Below are 17,458 nucleotides of genomic sequence, written 5' to 3'. Positions count from 1 at the left end.
TCACCATTTCCGTCGACATCAGCCGCCGACTGTAAATTTCGCGTTACGATTGCGAAGGTGTTGGTTCGGGCGAACGATTGTATTGGTAGCCGTAGCCATAGCGCGAACCGTACCCGTAACCGCCGTATCCGGAACGGTATCCGCTCGTCTCACCATCCAGACCGATCACAACCGCGCCTAATACCGGAACGCCCAACATGGCCAACCGGTCGCGTGTGGCGGCCACTTTGGGACGACGACTCACGTCGCGGCGAATCGAAAGGATCACCGCATCCACGTGCTGGGCGACCATCAACGAATCGGTGACCGGCAACACTGGGGAGGAATCGACGACAACGAATTCGTATTTCTTCTTGAGTTCTTCGAAGATCTTGCCCAAACCATCTTGAGCCAGTGCCGCCAATAGCTGCGAATTGAATTGACCGGCGGGAAGGACATCCGGGCCGTCGTCGCTCGGCGATTTAATCGCCTCTTCCAGCGACGCTGTCCCCAACAAAACTTCACTCAAGCCGGGTTGTTCTTCGACACCGAAGACTCGGTGCACATTGGATTTTCGGAAATCGCAGTCGACAAGCAACGTGTTTCGGCCGACACGGGCCAAACTGGCTGCCAGATGGCAGGACAACGTTGTTTTGCCTTCACCGGAAATTGCGCTGCCAACCATCACCAGCCGGGTCGATTCCACATTCGCATCGCGAATCAACACCGTCCGAGCCGCGTCGATCGATTCGGTCAGCACGCTGTGCCAAAACGCACTCTTGGCTGTCTTCTTCGCCTTGGAGGATTTTTGGCTGGCCCACCGCGGCATTTGCGGCAAGGCTCCCATGATTCGCAAGTTCAAACCGCCGGTCACGTCGCCCAAGGTATCAATCCGTTTTGCTTGGAATTCAAACCAAACAATGGCGGCGACAAACAGTCCAAACACGCCCAAGCCGGCCATCGCCGATTTTTTGTACAGCGATTCCCAATCCTTGATCCGCGGAACTTCAGCCCATTGCGCGACTTTAATTCGATCCGGTGCACCCAATTCAATCTTCAGCACATCGATTTTGTTATTGATCTCATCAGTTCGAGCCTCTAACTTGGCTGCTTCTTTTTGCAGTTGTTGCAATTCAAACGAGTCCGTTACGATCTGTGTTTTTTGTATTTTCCGATTGTCGAGCTCTTCTTTTAATTGCTCGAGGATAACATCCATCCTCGCAATCCGTTCCTCAGCGGGTAAATCGTCTGGGTTTTGAGCGTTGCCACTTTCACGGATTTTTTGCTCGATGATCGGCCGGAGTTCTTCACGGTATTTTGCGATCGCTTCTTGAGTTGTTTCTTGCTCACGGCGTGCAGACTTCAGCACCGAGTTGTTTTCCGTGTCTTTCAATGTTTCTTCATATCGACGGATATTCGCCTCAATCGCATCGGCTTTGACTAATAGGTCAGCCATTTTCGGATCACGATCGATGAGTGTCTCGATCATTTCGGCTTGAATATCAGGATTTTCCTCGACGGTATCCCCAATTTTTTCCGTAATCCGGGTCTCTAATTTCAAATTGTACCGCATGATCGTGAGGTCAAAGTATTGTTGCTGCAGCTCTCTGGAGAATGCGTTGTCGGCGGCAATGTCCAGGCTAAGTTCCTCTTCACTGGTAATGCCCAGGCGCCGCCCTAGTTTTGCTATCTCGTCAAGCTTCTTTTTGGTCTCTTGCTCGTAGTCGTCGGACAACTCGATCAACATAGCAATCCGCTTTTTGTCAAGGAGCTTCGATTCGTTCGCAATGTCGCGATAATAGACCTGCGTGATGGCGTTGACGATCTCCGCCAACTCCTCCGGTTTTTCGCTATACTCCATCTTGATCGCAAAGAATTCCTCTTGGCGTCCCGACGCGGAGAGTCTCGCTTCCAACCAATCGATCGGAAACGCTTGCGCCTTGATTAGCGGTAGGTCGCCGATTGTTTTGAACCCATATCGCTTCAGTTCACTGTTGCGAACCGGTTCGCTTAAAGCGGTATCCAACACGACGCGCTGCAACGCGCGGAACATTTGCGTTCGCTTGAAGGTATCAAAATCGCTGCTAAACGAACTGCTATCCTGCAACACCGTCCCTGGTGTGGCGTCGATGTAAACGATGGATGACGCGACGTAATTCGGCGGCACCAACAAGTACACCGCAGCTGCTGCGCTCCCTCCACAAAACAAACCGACCGTCACCGCCAAAAACCACCGGCGACGAAATGCATTCAACAATGCCTTGGGATCAACCTGACCGGCTCCCTCATTGCCCCCCATCGAGGCCGGCGATGGTTCCATGCCATTACCAACCGGTACGAGCGCTCCACCACCACCACCGCCACCACCATTGGTGTACGCTGGAACGCCGGCATTTCCGTTTCGGTAGTGGTTTGGTTCTTGATTTGATTGCATCATGATGTCTCGGCTCAGGGGTAAAGTCAGTCGGTCTATTACCGGCTGCCCATGTCCAGCTGAAAAATTTCTACGCAAATATGTTTCAACTCAAACCTCGTCGCCACCACGGGTGACGAGGTTTCTATTCTTTCCGCCCTTAAGGTAGTGGCAAATGAATTTTGCCCGACCCTTTCGCATCCGAATCGGCCCCACCATCCTTGGGATTTGCCGCTGTCGCCGTCCTGGAGAAACCCATGGCCAACGAGTCGTAGTCGTCGTCGGATTCCTCAATGAACAGGTGCGAAAGCAGCCACAATTCTCCCCAAAGTAGCAACAGTCCAAACGGCATCATCAGCCAACCCGCCCAATCATGGAACAAGCTTTCCGCCAATTCAGGGCTGGCCAACTGATACGCCATGCCGGTGACGGTGATCCGTGCAATATTGGAGATCAACGCAATCGGAATCGCGCTGGCTAGAATCAATAACCGGACCCAAATGTTGCGATCAATGATCAAGGCCACAGCCGCCGACAGGGCAAAAAAGATCACCAACATCCGCAATCCACTACACGCTTCGGCCACACCAATCGTATGTTCGCCCAGGTGAATGATGTTTCCTTCGGCGATGGCGGGAAGACCGAGCGTCTGCATCACGTACGAACTGGTCACGGTGCCCAGATTTCGCAGCGGCCCCATCATCATCCGTTCCACTTGGAACGGAAGCGGAACCATAAAGACCAAAAAGGCAAATGCCGGCCAGGCCCATTTCATGGCGGCCATACCGCCGAACAGCATGCACAGGCCTGCTAGTGTCGGAATGATGGACATCCCGTCAAACCAGTCGAAGTTGATCCAACCAGCCCCCAGCCGCATCGCAGCCCCCAGCACCAACAGGCCGACGCCCCACCAACTGGTTTTGAGGTTTTCCGGTTCCAGCTTATCCCAGCGGAGCCACAACAAGGCAATTGCGAATAACGGCACCAGCCAACCGTGCGAGTATTGGGGATCGTTCTCCCATTTTCCCGCCATGGTCGTGACCGTCGGCCAATAGGCCCACATAACGGCTGCCAGCAGGACGGCTAATCCAACCCAAACCTGGACGCCGAATACTGGTTTTGAATTCTTTTCGCTGGTTCCCACCGGCTATACTCCTCGAATCACTTCGTGCTTCTGACGATCACTATCCCTGCGTTCAGCGCGGACTCCGTCCCCATCGGTTGCAATCACCGTTCTCATTGGATTCCAATTCCATGCGTCCTTGCCCCGTGAAACATGCACGGCTCAATTCCCCGACCGGCAGTCACTGACCACCGTACTGTCGTAAAATCAAACGCTAGCCGCAGGCAGAATGCGGCACGTTGCCGAATTTCTTGCGACTGGCGCGGCATCTTGCCGCAGCTTCCTTTGAGCAGTCTAACACGTCGATATCCGTCGTGGATCAATTCCCAGACTGCATCAGGCGGTCTAGCCGGTTCTGTTCTTAGAATAACAAACGTAACGGTATTTCGTTTCGTATCGCTATCAAGACCGACCGGCCGATTTCCCGGTTGTCAACATTCGTGCCTAACTCCCTAGCACGTTTCATACCGAAGTCGAACAGGAAGGGTCAGACTCTCGCGCCAAGCGGCTATTCCCGCTGTATTGAGCTCGAATTCCTTTTCCACCTTCCCCTGCCGATGATGCCCCCTAACAGCATTTCCCGATTCGGCGCCCCAATTGTTGTTTGAACGCAACATCACTTTTCATCGACAACACGCTCGTCGAACAGTACGTTACGACGGAATGCGCCGATCAAACCGGACCGCCCCCTTATTTTGGACGATTCGAACAGGCTGTCAATAAAAAACGGGCTGGAAACGGGCTTTGGGTCAATTAAAAAAACGGCCTTCCCAGTAGGCAAACCAGGGCCTACCGAACGATGATTCTGATTCGCCCGGTAACGCTTTGCAATTCTGATTTACCCCAAAATCCGGAATTGCGGAAAATCGCAAACAGACCGGTGGCACGGAATCGCCCAATGCAGCGACTCAAAGCACACGCCCTTTCCACAACGGCCGCTACCGTTTTACCCGCCGTAGCTGTTTCAACAACGCCGCCACCTGCTCGTGCCCCTGTTCGGTTTGGCGGACGATGAGCAGATTGTTTACGCGAAAGGGGTCAATTTGATTTTCCGGCCTCAATATCGAACCACTGAAAGGAGCTATCGCACCACCACCTTTGGCCCCTTTCCAACTGCCAGGCGCAACGGTGGATTGAATCGTGGCGGCCAATACTTTGGGATCCTGGCCAAACGGCACGTCGCTCACGTCATAAATCCGCACAATTTGCAGTTCCTTGGCCCTGGATGCAGTCGTAATCAGCAAGACTTCCCCATAAGGGACTGCCTGTAGTTTTATGGGCCCCAGCATGAGTCGCAGGACCTTCTGTAGCGGTATACCGGCCAGGGTCAGACTAATCGGCGTATCCGTCGAAATCCCCTCGTCGTTCAACGCCACGTCATCGACGATGGTTTGGATGTTGTGCAAATCCTCAAGATACAAGACGACATCAGTCAACGGTTGATCCTGAAAGTCCACCTCTGTGGGTGAGGCCAATGCTTTGCGGATTGCCTGTTCGTTTTTCTCCCGCGTCGTCAGCTCTGCTGTTTTCTCGCCGGGTGGATTTAAAACCGACCGCAGATCGGCCAGCAATTCCAGAATCTGCTGATGCACGTTTGTTGTCTGGCGGATGACTAGAATCCCGGCTGCGGAGGTGTCGATTTGCTCCTCGTCTGTAGCAGGACCTTGAGCGATCACCCCCGCCCCCCCCGCCTCGGTCCACGTAGTCGGAGTATCGCACTTGATGATCGCTTGACGCAACAAGTCGACCTGCTGGGGTCCCCAAGCCGATCCCAAGATGTTCTTCAAATCATAAACGCGCGTTTCCAAAATCCCCGCCGCCACGGATTTAGTGGTGATCTTCAGCACATCATCATCGACCACCGCTTCCAACCCCAATGGTTCCAGTATTAACCGCAGCGCGAATTCAGCCGTGTTCCCCGCCAGCGTCATATTCACCGGCGAGTCAGGATCAATCCCCGCGTCATTGAGCGCCGCATCGTCGATGACGATTTGGATGTTGTGCAAATCCTTAAGATACAAGACGACGTCGGTTAAGGGTTGATCCTGGAAGTCGACTTCCGTTGTGTTTTGCAATTCCCGCTCGATCCGTTCTCGGTTGGTCAACGGGTCTCTTGTGATCTGTAATACATCCCCGTTTGCGACGGCGACTAGCTGCCATGGTCCGAGCAACTCCGTTAATGCAGAATGGGCGGAGATACTTTTTCGTTTTATGGTCATGGGTGTATCAACGCGCAGTCCCTGCTGGTTGATCGCAGCTTCATCTATCCACACATTCACATCCAATTGACGACCAAAGTATTTCGCCACCTCCTGAAGCGGCATGTCCTCAATTTCCACATCCAGTTTACTCTGCAACGCCCGTTCGATCCGCTTTTTCGCCTCAGTCAGTTTGTCATCAGCGGTCGCGGGCTTCGATGCGGAAGTTGGTTTTGCTGCTAATGCTTCGTCCTCAGCCACCGTCACTGAGACCACTCCAATAAATGCCACTGCGCAAATCGCAACGACCGTCATCAGCACCGCCGCACGTCGCCCCAAACCGCGGCGATTACGGCGAGGGTCGAGTAATACGCCAATCCGCTGCGACAATTGCCCGCGCCGCGCCATCGCCGGTGCCGGGTGCAGCCACTCGGTTGAAATCTGTTGGGCGATCACCAGCAGTTGTTCCGCATACGTCGTTGCCGGCATCCCGGCGGTCAGTACCACGTCGTCAGCGGCACGATCGCTCTCTTTGCGCACTTGACGGTTTGCGAACCACACCAACGGGTGAAACCAATACACCACACACGCCGTTTGAGCTAACATCTGCGACAACCAGTCGTGCCGTTGAATATGCGCCAGTTCATGCAGCAACACCGCCCGACGACACTCATCCGTCCAGCTCGCACAATCCCGCGGCAACAAAATCACCGGCCGCCACAGCCCCCACGTCATCGGTGAAATCGGCCGATCGCAGCTACGCAGTTGCACCATCCGCGAAATCCCGAGTTGTTCCCGCAACGACAACAACAAACCCTGCCAAGCATCATCCGTCAACACCGCTGACTTGCGCACTAATAGCTGAGCGGAGGCGATGCTGATCAAACTCAGCAGCCCCACGATCACCACCCCGGCAGCCCAGGCGACGAGTAGCACGTCACCGGTGTGCCACGCAGGAGCATCAACGACCACGCTCATCTTACTTGCTGTCTCTAACGTTTCAGGGCTAGCAGGCGTTGCTGGCTGCGCACTGTTTGGCTTGCTGCTTGGAATTGTTTCCGTGAACAGCCATTGCGAAGTGATCGACGTCGCTTCCGAGAAACGCGCCGGTTTATCACCACCGGGCAACGCGAATTTCAGTTGCGGCGCCGCCAGATACAAAATGGGAATCAACAACACCCCCACCACCGACAACAACCACAGCCGATGCCGAGCCGCTGCCGAAGCGCGGCGGCAAATGGCCAATGCAATAAGCGCCACTAGCAGCAGAACCGTTGAACGCACCGCCATATCGAACGCAAATGCTGACGCATTGTTACCGGTAAACGACGAACTAAAGGACTCGAAGAGTGTGTTCATTTCTTTTCCCCTTGTTTGGCATGTTCGATCAATTGGGCGAGTTGGTTGAGATCTTGTTGGGAAAGCTTGGCCGAGGACATGTCGATGAGTGTGGCCATTGCTTTTTCGGCGGAGCCGTCGAAGAAGGTGGTGAGGACTTGTTTCAGCGCCGAGCGGCGGGCCTTTTCGGCCGAGAGTGTGGGCGAATAGACATACCGCGGGCCGTCTTGTTTGTGTTTCAAGTGCCCTTTTTCCAAGAGCACCCGCAGCAACGTGCGGACGGTGGAATAGCTGGGCGGGTCGGCGAGTTCTGCGCGGATCTCGGCAGCCGTCGCGGAGCCGCGACGATAAACGATATCCATGATTTGACGTTCCCGCCGACTGAGCTGTGCCTGTGGTGGTCGTGGCATGTCAATCCCTTTAGGCCGCTGAGTGTGTGTATTTTTTAACACCTAATCGGCCACGATACCGCCGCGCTGCCAAGCTGTCAATAGGGATGCGTATTTTTACGCACAACAGCCTCCGGTTCCTCAAACCAATCCCCTTGGGCCGCACCGCCGACTGAACGGGCGATTTCCTTTGCTTTTTTCAGCCTGCGGAATTCCACTTGACGACATTCTACTGCGGTAGTAGCATGTCTCTTACCTTGGTAGTAGACAGGAGCCGAACCACCCCATGACCGAACCCAATCATCAACTCGCCGCTTTGCAACTTGCCATTATGCGAGTCCTCTGGAAGCGGGGCGAAGCGACCGTGGCTGATGTCCGCGAGGACCTGCACGACGAACGTCCGCTGGCCTACACCACCATCGCCACCATGTTGGCCAAGATGGAACGCAAAGGCTACGTCGCTCATCGGATCGAGGGCCGAGCACACATTTATCGGCCGGCGATCGATCAAGAAAAAGTCAGCCGCTCGATGGTCACCGACCTTGCCGACCGGCTTTTTGCCGGCGACGTCACGCAGATGGTCGCGCACTTGCTCGATGGCTGCGATGTCGATGCCGATGAATTGGCCCGCCTCAAAGCGCTGATTCGCGCCCGCGAAAAGGAGGACCGTGATGCCCACTAACCTGGCTCATTACGCAGCTCCCGTTTTGGCATTTCTGGCGACCTACCTGTTGCACTCTACCTGTTTGTTGGCGGGCGTGTGGTTGTACTTCTGTTGGCATCGCACCGCTCGCCCGGCATTGCGCAGCGCACTCTGGAAAGCCGGCGCGACAGCCGCGTTTGTGACCGCCCCGTTGGCTTTATGGTTACCCGACATGCTGCCGGATTCAGAAGTCAGCACCCCCACGGTGGATTATCACAGCAGCACCAATACGCCAACAATCTCCATGATCGAGATTGCTCCGCACATCCCGGTCGTAACTGACGACATTGCCACTCTAGACGAAGCTCCGCACGACGCTTTCGTACCGGAGTTAGAAACTGACATCCCCCCAGCCGATGACTTCGATGAATTGAAACTCGCGCCGCCGGAAATCGTCGCGACAATTCCCACCCCGACCCACATCGCACCGCCAATCAATACGACCGAAGTCGTGACACCTCCCGCTCCTTGGGATCCGCGCATCGTGATTGCTGTTTCGGTCGCGGCGGTGGGGTGTTTTCTGTTAGGACTCACGCGGTTGTGGGGGCAAACGATTTGGCTGCGGCGACGCTTCGCCGATTGCCGGTTGCTGACCGAGGGACCCGCAGCGGACGAATTGGCGGGCCTCTTAGCCCAACAACGCCGCAGCAAAAATGTCCGCCTGTTGTCGTCCGGCCAGTACGCCGAACCGGCGGCGTTTGGTTTGTGGCGTTGGCACATTGTACTTCCTACTCGAGCGGAGGCGGAATTGACTCGCGAGGAATTGCGGTCGTTGCTCGCCCATGAACTGGCGCATCTCGTCCGCCGTGATATCTGGTGGTTGTGCATGGGACGGCTGCTCTGCACTGCTTTTGCCTATCAACCGCTCAACTTCTGGGCGCGACGGCAGTGGCAGCGGGCGGCGGAGTTTTTGTGTGACGAATGGGCCATCGACCGCACCGGCGACCGCTTCGCCTTAGCAAATTGCCTAACAACCGTCGCCCAATGGCGAATCGGCGGCGAAACCCTCACCGGTTCACTGGCAGCAACGGGACATCGCTCAACGCTGTCGGAGCGTGTGGAAAGCCTCGTCGAGAACGACAAGCCCCGGCACCCACCATCAAAAATCCGTTCGCTCTGTCTGGCTGGAATCGTCCTCGTCAGCATGATCACCTTGATCCTCCACGGCCCAACAGCAACGTTCGCACTACCGACACTCTCGGTATCCACTGCGGACGAAGTAGTGGAGGCACCCGCGGACGCGACAGCATTCGATCCATCGCCAAGCGTTGACGAGATAGTAATCGACGAACCGATTGAAGCGCCGCTATTCGAGGAACTTGCCGAGGACATCACACTGCAAGCCGAACTCGCCGGACTGCGCGAAGAACTCCACAACCTGGAAGCTCTCATGGCACGGACCAACGTGGATCCCCGCCTCAAATCCTGGCCCGCCCGCATCCGCAACCGGATCACTGACATCGAACGCCAACTCGACACCCTACAACATATACCGCCCAACGAATCCACTTCAACATTTCCAACCGACTCGCCCATTTTTCAAATCGAGGAGACTAACCCATGAGCCGTCTTTTCATCTTAACCCTGACCCTGATCGTGGTGATCGCACTGGCCTCTGCTGGCTGGTTGACCCTCGGCGCGATTGCCGGTGATTACGACCCCGTACCTCAACACCCTTGGGCTTCTAAATCAATGAGCGGCAGGCGTGTCTATCATAGGGACACTAGCAAAGCAGAAAGCAACGACCTTTTCACAACCGCGTCAGAAGATTATCAAGAGCAGGCCGCATTCGATGCTTTCGCCCCATCGGCCGAATACGAAAGCAACGAATTTGCAGAAGCCGTTCCGTTTACTCCCAACGAGCAAGCAGAGAATCCGTTTGGTGCCGAGCCCACGGCTGAGCAAGAAGCATTACGCGCAGAACCCTTTGAAGCTCCACGAGATAGCAAACGGAAGCCGTCATCCACCGGTTTGCTGCGCATCCGATCGGACGAAGCCCCAGACTTAGACCAACCCACCCGCAATGAAGCCGAAGAGTTAGTAAGAAAATTGAATGTCGAAGCCCAATTGATCGGCACCCTGATCGAACGCGATCCGAAGATTGTGGAACTTCTTCTTGAGGCCGAGAAGCTAGATAACATGATCAGCAATTACGAGGAGAAGTTGAAAGACCCCACTAACAATTCGGTGTTTAAGGCAGTCCAGCACGAGCGTGAGGAGATTGAAAAAGCAATTCAAAATCGACGCCAAGAACTGCGGCCTCTGCTTGAAGGACGGATTCACTCTATTGCATTGGCTGATAACTTAAGGTCAAAATACTTCGACCTTCGGTCCGAAATTAATAAGATATTACCCAAAATTGAACCTCTCCGCCGTGCTGCTGACAACCTCCGGGAAGGGGGATTAAACGAACAGGCCAACGAATTGTCGCAACAAGCCGACAAACTCCATGCCGAAGTTAACGAACTCCTCAAGGAACGCAATGCACTGCTGAGACGGTGGCGAAAAGAACATTCGAAAGCGGAGCTAGCAAAGAATCGCCAGGAAAGAAAACACGCGGACCACGCCCCGCGCGACGACGTCCACGGAGCCCTCAACGATCTCCGCCACGAAATCCGCAACCTCCGCAACGAGGTCCGTGAAATGCACGAGTTGCTCGAACAACACGTTAAACATGGCGGCAAAATTGAAGTTGAACTCAATCCTCGCAACATCGAAATCGAGGTTGAAGAGGAACTCAGGCCGTTCGACAAGAGGGACATAAAAAAGAGAGACAGCGAACGGATTGAAATTGAGGAAATCGACATCCAGGCTCTTAGGGAGGAGGAAATTGAAGAGGAACACGAGGAGCGGCCCCTCCCTACGCCAGACTACGATCTTCCACCAATCAACCAGCCTGAGCAAATCGAAGAGGAAGCCGAAGTCTTGCCCAGCGAGGAGAATAATGTGGAAGCCTATTGATCGTCCCCCCGCGCCGCCAATCACAAAGCGGACGCGCATGATTTCATCCCGCGCGGTATAACAGACGGTGCCCGGTCACGGATCGGGTGCCGTTTTTTTGTCATGATTTTCCGGTTAACCCAAACGAACAGTGCCCCATGACCCGCTGGCTCATTCTCAGCATGACTGCTGCACTTTTGTTCGCGTCCACAACACCGACGCGGGCCGAACCACCCACGCCCGAACAACGTCGCGTTGATGCTGCCATCAACCGCGCTCTCGAATACCTCGCCAAAACGCAAAAACCATCGGGCTGTTGGGAGTCGGATGCCTATGGCGAATCGACGGCGACCACGTCGCTGGGCGTGATGGCGTTTCTCGCCGCCGGGCATGTTCCCGGTGAAGGTCCCTATGCTGACAACATTGACCGCGGCATCCAATGGGTCATCGACCACCAACGTAGCGGGCAATACGACGCTGGACTGATCGCCTTTCGCACCAGTCACGGTCCGATGTACAGCCACGGCGTGAGTACGTTGATGCTGGCCGAAGTGGCCGGCATGGTTTCCAAAGAACGGGCCAAACCGGTGCGGACGGCGCTGGAAAAAGCAATCCGCGTGATCCTCAATGCGCAGAACGTCCCCAAGTCGGAGCGGAACAATGGCGGCTGGCGGTATCAAGTCCGCAGCAGCGACAGCGACCTCAGCGTGAGCGGCTGGCAACTGTTGGCGTTGCGCGCGGCGAAGAATCTGGGCTGCGATGTCCCCGCTGAAAACATCGACCGCGCCGTCGCCTACATCAAACGTTGCAGCAGCGCCGCCGACGGGGGCTTCGCCTACCAACCGGGCGGCAGCGTCACGTCCGTCCGCACCGGCACCGGTATTTTGGCTCTGGAAATCTGTGGCGAACACCACAGCCAAGAGGCCCTCCGCGGCGCCGATTATCTGCTGGAAAACCCGCTCAGCTACGACGAGACGTATTACTTTTATGGCGTCTATTATTGCGGCGTGGGCATGTTTCAAATGGGCGGCAAATACTGGACAGCAATGCAGGACCAAATCCGCGACGTGCTGCTGGAAAAACAATCGGCCGACGGCAGTTGGACCGCCGGCAACGGCAGCGAAAAGCGCATCGGCCGCGTGTACACCACAACCATGGCGGTACTGTCACTGGCGGTGGAGTATCAGTACCTGCCGATTTACCAACGTTGAGTCGGATCAGCACAATCACCAGTTGTCGTAGGTCAGGCTCCCGCCTGACGGAACGACCTTGCACGTCCAATGGCACATGAGTCAGGCGGCTGCCTGACCTACGGCAGGCTTCGGTAAATCGATCCCGAATGGGAAATAAGCATGACCATCGATTCTCACTATGAACTCACTTTTGACGATGCGTTTCTTGCTCGTTGGCGAGACGATCGAATCGAGGCTCATGTTGCTCTGAGCAAGTATCGAATTGCGCGCATGCGGCGAAAAATGATGGGGACCACGTGGATCCTAACGCTGGGCAAGGTGACGGGGGTCTGCTTTTTGATCTTTGCCATAATGTATGCACTCCCCCCAATGGGTGACGCAAGGTCTGTTGCCTTGATGTTGATACTCAGCCTGATCGCTTTTGCGATGTCCACCTCGCGGTTGATCAACTGGCTTGACAGCTTACCCCCTGCTATTGTCCGAACAAGAGTGTCACGGCAGATTAGCCGCCAAGCCGAAGAACTCGCCATGAAGGCGCCCTATACGGTACGCCTGAACTTTCGGGACAACGAATTGACGATTGGCAGCGAGGCGTTTGACGAGGAACTTACCACGCGATTTACACCGAATCGAATGGTCGCCATCCGAACAAAACAACTTTATGTCGTTTTTGGAAAGCTCATGGAAACGGCTCGCATTTCATTCGTGAACAGCGAGCAGGAACAGATCGCGATCGATTTTCTGCGAAGCAACGGCGTCGAAATCGTCGCTATTGATGACAAGGCAAACAACAACGACGAGGAACGGAACCGTCACTAGAAGGACGATCCTGATTGGCGGTCTCACCAGTTGTCGTAGGTCAGGCTCCCGCCTGACGGAACGACCTTGCACGTCCAACGAGTACCGAGTCAGGCGGGAGCCTGACCTACGACTCAGTCCTGCAGAATTTCAACTTCACCAGTCTCCATAGCGTAGATCCCGCCCACAATCTTGATCTCACCATCTGCTTCCATTTGTTTCAGAATGGGACTGTATGTTCGGATATTTTCGACCGTTTCGCGAACGTTTTGCTTGGCGACCATTTGGACAAACTCTTTGTTGCTGCTGGTTTTGTCCCCCTCGTAATCGGTGAAGTGATCGACTGCCGGGCGGATGTTGGCTAGCATCTCTGTGATATTGCCCAGTTCGACGCCGTCGATTGCTCCCCGTACCGCGCCGCACGATTCGTGCCCCAAGACAAACACGAGTTTTGCGCCGGAAACCTTGCAGGCAAACTCCATGCTGCCGAGGATGTCGGTGTTCTCGAAATTGCCGGCGACCCGCGCTACAAAAATATCGCCGATTCCACGATCAAACACATCTTCCACCGGAATCCGCGAGTCGACGCACGACAAAATCACAGCTTTAGGAAACTGCCCCAGCGCTGCCTCGCGCACTTGTTTCGAATGATCTCTGGATGTCAGCGTCCCCGACGTGAACCGCTGATTGCCATCCCGCAGCGTCTCTAGCACCTGATCGGGCGTCAGCTGGTCCTGTTCTGCTTGTGTCAGTACCCGCTCAACTCGCGGCTTGACGTCACCGGCGACTTCCTTCGATTCGCCATCCGTTTGAGCAACAGGCGTTTCGCCCGGCCCACAACCGCACACCATTAAGGACAACACACAGCAACCCAGAATCGTGCCGGGGAGAATTCTGATCATCTTAAGAGACCTCGTTATTGATTCGTCCATGAAACAGCGACAAGTAGGACGCAAAGGCTAGCGTTCCGCACGATTCCTGTCCAGGTGCGTGTGAGAAATCACTGACGTGGTCCCGAGCGTGCTAGTTTTTTATTGTTGGTGGGTGTGGTAATCTCCCATCTCTCTCCGATTTTGTGACGCGAATTGCGGGCGACGCGCAGCAGTAAACAGCATCGCCTGCGGCTTGCCGCCAATTGAGTCATTACCAAGGGTTCATCGTAATGCGACTACTCATCGCCTTCGTCATCTGTTTTTCAACATTGGTCGGCACTTCCACGGCCAAGGAATTCAACATTACCGACTATGGAGCGACGGCCGGTGATGAAACGGACGATTCGACGGCGATTGAAAATGCATTGGCCGCTTGCGGCGAGGCTGGAGGCGGAACGGTCTTCATTCCGGCAGGGACCTTTTTCCTTTCGCGTCGCAACAACGAGACGCCGATTCTCGAAGTCCCTCCAAACACCACGCTGCGCGGCGAGGGGGCGGCGTCGATTTTGAAATTCAATCCCGATGTCAACCAGTCCAACTTCTGGCGGATGATCGGCGCTCCGGTCGTCGGCGGGACAAAGAACGTGGTGATTCGCGACTTGCATCTAGACGGCTCGAACACGCATCCGAAATATATCAAAGGCGAAACGCCGGAGCACAATGCGGGACTGTGGTTTTACAATAAAAATCACCTGATCGAAAACGTCACGGTCTTGAACGTTTTTGCCGAGAACTTTTCAGGCGACTGCATGGCATTTTCCTACAACTGCCAAGGCATCACCGTTCGCGATTGCACGCTTCGCAATTTCATCCGGCAAGGAATTCAAATGGGTGGCAGCCCAGGCTCCCGGGACTACACCGTGACAGGTTGCCGAGACTTGGAAGCTTCTGTGCAGTCGAGCGGATCGACGATTCATGTCGAACATGCCCGCGGACTGAAGAATGTGATCATCGAGAACAACCAGTGCCGCAAATCAATTCTGGCCGGCGGCGTCGATGGCATGGTCATTCGCGGAAACACGGTCACTGGCCGGATTGTTGGAAATGGGAATACGAACTTGGTGATCCACAGCAACATCGTCACTGCCGTGAGCAAAAAGCATGCTGTCGTTCAATTGGGTTACACCAAAGGATTGAACTTTCGAGGCAACATCATTCACGGTGCAAACGACACCACCGTGGGACTCTATCTCTGGGGCAACTCGCGCTACAACAAACAGCCGGGAGAAGACCTCATCATCTCCGACAACCAAATCAGCGGAACCGAGACGGCAATTTCGCTCAACGGAACAAAGGATGTCCGCATTCACGGAAACACCCTCAAAGCCGCAAATTTGTTACGCCAAAAACGGACCGAAGGTCTAGACTCGGATATTGAGCAAGCAACTGCGATAAAACAGGAGTAAGGCTGCCGCAAACGTGATGTTGCTGGCCTTGAAGTCAAAGTATTTGGGCGGCCGCCTAGTTACGGCTGTCGTTAGCTGTTCGTTGGGATCGCCTTATTGAGGAACGCCACGTGGCACTTCGCATGAATCTATATGGCTGCCAGATATCTGCCATTCACGAAGCAGTCGGCAGCAAATCGGATACTCTACTTGAAGCCGCATCTGCGCAAGTTGCGGATACGTTGAATGAAGAATCAGCTCGCGCGAAGGCAATCGCGTGGCTCGAGACGCTGATTCAAACCGGCCACCCACTGAACAGCGCACGGCCGCAGCCATCCGTTCCCGAAGATGGAAGCCTGCTCGTTTCGCACGTCGAAACTGAAATTCATGTGTTCGCATTGCATTGTCTGATTCAGGGCATTCAGCGCGATGACTGGCTTGATCTTTCAGGTCAATCGTCTCATTGGCACCACTCTGCGATTTCCGCGCTCTACAATGACTTAGCAGCGTGTGGATTCACAAAATCGACTGAGTGTCCTATGGAACTATTTCGCTGTCTGGAATCGCTGAACCACGGTACGCCGCTATTCGGTGACGACTTCCGCACCGACTGGTCGTACTATTCGCTTCTGCCAACAAACGAAGTAGTTGGTTTTATCCAAGCCCTTAAAGTTGCTGTCGAATTCAAACGATCTATTCCCGACTTCATCCCCGAACATCTCCGCGAAACGATGGTCATAAGTCTAACTGATGAGGCTCGCGAATTTGTCACCGAACTTTCCGGTTGGCTCCGACAGATTGCCGACTCAGGTCAAGATGCCTATATCCTTTGGTGGTAAACGAAAAGAGCAGCGACCCATCGCTTGCACCGGAGCGGCCGTCGGTGCGTCTTCTGGAATCCACGTCCACACGAGTGCCACCGGCTCCGCCAGTGTACTACAAAATCAGCCCGAGACTCCCTCCCCGCGGAGCGGCGTAAACGTGGGAAACCGCTATGGAAAATCGGGTCTTCGCTGTGACGCTCTCTTGCCGACTTCGTCGTCTCAGGAAGCAGAATCTTACTGGGCCACTATCGATATCGCGCCACATAATTCCGCAATGTGCTATAGCTACGTCACTCGAAAGTCATGTATGGGTCAACATCATCGAAAGGAGTGGTCGGAGTAGGGAGTGGCGATTTGATATGCTTGGCAATCTTTTTCGCTCCATTCCTACGCTCTTCATTGTCATCAAAACAAGCAACGCCATCCAAAGCACCTTGCACTACGAGCAATATTGATGTCTTTTTGTCAAAATCCACTTCACTACCAGGCATACTCTCGGATTGCGTGATCTCGACAAGAGCGTTTTTGAACTTTGGATACGCTGCTGCCAAAATTAGATTTGAGACCCTCCCAATGTCTGGGAGCGTGTCAAAGTTGTCATGGGTAATCGCGTTTTCAAAATCCGCTATCAACTCCTGAAGCACTTCCGCTCCCACGTCCTCAATACCACCAGCCCGCGCCGTGGCGTCTAATAACGTAATGGAAATCTGTCGGTAATCTGATTCATCTAAATTCATTGGGTGAACTCTCTAATCGCTGATTCAGTGACTCCATCAAAGAAACTGGGAAGCTTTTCTCCAGATTGTATGAGGTTTTTGAGCTCCATCTGATGAAACCGGATATTTTCCAATTTCGTGAGTCCTCGTGTTCCTACCCGGTGCAATTTGATTTCCACAAATTGGTGCATAGGAACTTCGGCGCACGGGTGCCACTGGCTCCGCCAGTGTACTACATAATCAGCCCGAGACTCCCTCCATCCAGCCTGTCGAAAGCCATCATTGCTTGCACAATGTAGCATCACAGAACCGCAAGCGATGACCGAATCGGGGTTTGCTGCCATCGTTCCCCAAAATACACCAACAAATCTAGCCGCTGCGACAATGCTGAAATCGGGGCAAATCAAGCAAAACACGGCCTGAAATCGAAATAATTGCCAACGTTGCCGTGCGATCCGCAGGCGTAGAGCGGGTCTCGGGACACGCGCATTGACCCTACCACGGACCAAGGGCTAGAATTGATGCGG

At 54.5% G+C, this 17,458-nt stretch carries 13 protein-coding genes; 7 read left to right on the top strand and 6 right to left on the bottom strand.

Going from position 1 to position 17,458, the window contains the following annotated elements:
* Positions 1–43 precede the first annotated feature (43 nt).
* The 4 genes from Mal52_RS01795 to Mal52_RS01780 form a co-directional block, all read right to left on the bottom strand.
* On the bottom strand, positions 44–2,416 hold the full coding sequence (locus Mal52_RS01795) for a polysaccharide biosynthesis tyrosine autokinase (protein ID WP_145373917.1): 2,373 nt from the start codon (positions 2,414–2,416) through the stop codon (positions 44–46).
* A gap of 136 nt (positions 2,417–2,552) precedes the next feature.
* Positions 2,553–3,536, bottom strand: coding sequence for an exosortase/archaeosortase family protein (locus Mal52_RS01790; protein WP_145373915.1), 984 nt, complete (start codon positions 3,534–3,536; stop codon positions 2,553–2,555).
* A 917-nt stretch (positions 3,537–4,453) separates the two neighbouring features.
* On the bottom strand, positions 4,454–7,072 hold the full coding sequence (locus Mal52_RS01785) for a M56 family metallopeptidase (RefSeq protein ID WP_145373914.1): 2,619 nt from the start codon (positions 7,070–7,072) through the stop codon (positions 4,454–4,456).
* A complete protein-coding gene (locus Mal52_RS01780) occupies positions 7,069–7,461 on the bottom strand; it encodes a BlaI/MecI/CopY family transcriptional regulator (protein WP_145373912.1) in 393 nt (130 codons plus the stop codon). The genes Mal52_RS01785 and Mal52_RS01780 overlap by 4 nt, the downstream gene beginning before the upstream one ends.
* Before the next feature lie 265 nt (positions 7,462–7,726).
* On the opposite strand from Mal52_RS01780, the gene Mal52_RS01775 reads away from it, so the two are divergent.
* From Mal52_RS01775 to Mal52_RS01755, 5 genes are all read left to right on the top strand, one after another.
* Positions 7,727–8,122 carry a BlaI/MecI/CopY family transcriptional regulator gene (locus Mal52_RS01775; protein ID WP_145373911.1) on the top strand — a complete coding sequence of 132 codons (396 nt, stop codon included), beginning with the start codon at positions 7,727–7,729 and terminating at the stop codon, positions 8,120–8,122.
* Positions 8,112–9,707 carry a M56 family metallopeptidase gene (locus Mal52_RS01770; protein WP_145373909.1) on the top strand — a complete coding sequence of 532 codons (1,596 nt, stop codon included), beginning with the start codon at positions 8,112–8,114 and terminating at the stop codon, positions 9,705–9,707. The genes Mal52_RS01775 and Mal52_RS01770 overlap by 11 nt, the downstream gene beginning before the upstream one ends.
* Positions 9,704–11,104 carry a hypothetical protein gene (locus Mal52_RS01765; RefSeq protein WP_145373907.1) on the top strand — a complete coding sequence of 467 codons (1,401 nt, stop codon included), beginning with the start codon at positions 9,704–9,706 and terminating at the stop codon, positions 11,102–11,104. The genes Mal52_RS01770 and Mal52_RS01765 overlap by 4 nt, the downstream gene beginning before the upstream one ends.
* 137 nt (positions 11,105–11,241) lie before the next feature.
* The gene (locus Mal52_RS01760; RefSeq protein WP_145373905.1) at positions 11,242–12,294 is read left to right on the top strand and encodes a prenyltransferase/squalene oxidase repeat-containing protein; all 1,053 of its coding nucleotides are present in this window, start codon (positions 11,242–11,244) and stop codon (positions 12,292–12,294) included.
* Between the two features lie 141 nt (positions 12,295–12,435).
* Entirely contained in the window at positions 12,436–13,095 is a 660-nt protein-coding gene (locus Mal52_RS01755; RefSeq protein ID WP_145373903.1) for a hypothetical protein, read from the top strand.
* 113 nt (positions 13,096–13,208) lie between these two features.
* Here the strand turns inward: Mal52_RS01755 and Mal52_RS01750 are convergent, their stop codons facing one another.
* Positions 13,209–13,976 (bottom strand): carbonic anhydrase family protein, encoded by a 768-nt coding sequence (locus Mal52_RS01750; RefSeq protein WP_145373902.1) that lies wholly within the window; start codon positions 13,974–13,976, stop codon positions 13,209–13,211.
* A 260-nt stretch (positions 13,977–14,236) separates the two neighbouring features.
* On the opposite strand from Mal52_RS01750, the gene Mal52_RS01745 reads away from it, so the two are divergent.
* Both Mal52_RS01745 and Mal52_RS01740 read left to right on the top strand, forming a co-directional pair.
* The gene (locus tag Mal52_RS01745; protein WP_145373900.1) at positions 14,237–15,412 is read left to right on the top strand and encodes a glycosyl hydrolase family 28-related protein; all 1,176 of its coding nucleotides are present in this window, start codon (positions 14,237–14,239) and stop codon (positions 15,410–15,412) included.
* A gap of 110 nt (positions 15,413–15,522) precedes the next feature.
* Positions 15,523–16,230, top strand: coding sequence for a hypothetical protein (locus Mal52_RS01740; protein WP_145373898.1), 708 nt, complete (start codon positions 15,523–15,525; stop codon positions 16,228–16,230).
* A gap of 275 nt (positions 16,231–16,505) precedes the next feature.
* Here Mal52_RS01740 and Mal52_RS01735 read toward each other — a convergent pair whose 3' ends face one another.
* Complete coding sequence (locus Mal52_RS01735) at positions 16,506–16,952, bottom strand: hypothetical protein (RefSeq protein WP_145373896.1); 447 nt, start codon at positions 16,950–16,952, stop codon at positions 16,506–16,508.
* Positions 16,953–17,458 lie beyond the last annotated feature (506 nt).

This window comes from Symmachiella dynata, from assembly GCF_007747995.1.
GTDB lineage: Bacteria > Planctomycetota > Planctomycetia > Planctomycetales > Planctomycetaceae > Symmachiella > Symmachiella dynata.
This window is presented reverse-complemented; position numbering and strand designations above follow the sequence as displayed.

What these genes read in the sequence shown, in the direction of transcription:
- Mal52_RS01760 (WP_145373905.1), top strand. Translation starts at nt 11,242, where the DNA reads ATGACCCGCTGGCTCATTCTCAGCATGACTGCTGCACTTTTGTTCGCG.
- Mal52_RS01785 (WP_145373914.1), bottom strand. Translation starts at nt 7,072, where the DNA reads ATGAACACACTCTTCGAGTCCTTTAGTTCGTCGTTTACCGGTAACAAT.
- Mal52_RS01780 (WP_145373912.1), bottom strand. Translation starts at nt 7,461, where the DNA reads ATGCCACGACCACCACAGGCACAGCTCAGTCGGCGGGAACGTCAAATC.
- Mal52_RS01765 (WP_145373907.1), top strand. Translation starts at nt 9,704, where the DNA reads ATGAGCCGTCTTTTCATCTTAACCCTGACCCTGATCGTGGTGATCGCA.
- Mal52_RS01770 (WP_145373909.1), top strand. Translation starts at nt 8,112, where the DNA reads ATGCCCACTAACCTGGCTCATTACGCAGCTCCCGTTTTGGCATTTCTG.
- Mal52_RS01775 (WP_145373911.1), top strand. Translation starts at nt 7,727, where the DNA reads ATGACCGAACCCAATCATCAACTCGCCGCTTTGCAACTTGCCATTATG.
- Mal52_RS01750 (WP_145373902.1), bottom strand. Translation starts at nt 13,976, where the DNA reads ATGATCAGAATTCTCCCCGGCACGATTCTGGGTTGCTGTGTGTTGTCC.
- Mal52_RS01735 (WP_145373896.1), bottom strand. Translation starts at nt 16,952, where the DNA reads ATGAATTTAGATGAATCAGATTACCGACAGATTTCCATTACGTTATTA.
- Mal52_RS01795 (WP_145373917.1), bottom strand. Translation starts at nt 2,416, where the DNA reads ATGATGCAATCAAATCAAGAACCAAACCACTACCGAAACGGAAATGCC.
- Mal52_RS01755 (WP_145373903.1), top strand. Translation starts at nt 12,436, where the DNA reads ATGACCATCGATTCTCACTATGAACTCACTTTTGACGATGCGTTTCTT.
- Mal52_RS01745 (WP_145373900.1), top strand. Translation starts at nt 14,237, where the DNA reads ATGCGACTACTCATCGCCTTCGTCATCTGTTTTTCAACATTGGTCGGC.